This window comes from Novosphingobium clariflavum (genome assembly GCF_026420865.1).
Classification (GTDB): Bacteria; Pseudomonadota; Alphaproteobacteria; order Sphingomonadales; family Sphingomonadaceae; genus Novosphingobium; species Novosphingobium clariflavum.
This window is the reverse complement of record NZ_JAPCWC010000108.1, coordinates 1-586: the sequence shown is the minus strand read 5'-3', so window position 1 is coordinate 586 and position 586 is coordinate 1. Positions and strand designations below refer to the sequence as shown.

General features: G+C 60.2%; 1 protein-coding gene. It reads right to left on the bottom strand.

What is annotated here, in order from left to right:
• Positions 1 to 586: IS630 family transposase (locus OKA11_RS24495; protein WP_267225251.1), on the bottom strand; the 586-nt coding region annotated here is incomplete at its 5' end.

The following is a 586-nucleotide window of genomic DNA, read 5'->3' as shown; positions in this document are numbered from 1 at the left end:
CTAGTGGATTGACTCCAACGTTTGGAACCCTCGATTTCGAGCGGCGATGATTTCATCCGGATTGGCCTTCCAGATGAAGGGCTTGGGGTTATCGGCATTGTACTCCCGGATGAACCGGTTGATGGCAGCCTGGAGGTCGACGACGGAGTGGAAGACGCCGTGCTTGAGGCGCCGCCTGGTCAGCTTTGCGAAGAAGCCCTCGACGGCATTGAGCCATGAGGAAGAAGTTGGCGTGAAGTGGAAAGTCCAGCGCGGATGGCGGGCGAGCCACTCCTGGACCTTGTCCTTCTTGTGTGCGGCATAGTTGTCGAGGATCACGTGGATCGCCTTGTCTTTGGGCACTTCGCGCTCGATCCGATTGAGGAAGCGGATGAACTCTTGGTGGCGGTGACGCTGCATGTTCTGCCCGATGACGGTTCCGTCGAGTACGTTGAGTGCAGCGAACAGCGTGGTCGTGCCGTGGCGCTTGTAGTCATGGGTCAGGGTACCGGCGCGGCCCTTCTTCATCGGCAGGCCGGGCTGGGTGCGGTCGAGCGCCTGTATCTGCGATTTCTCGTCGATCGACAGGACCACCGCATGGGCGGGC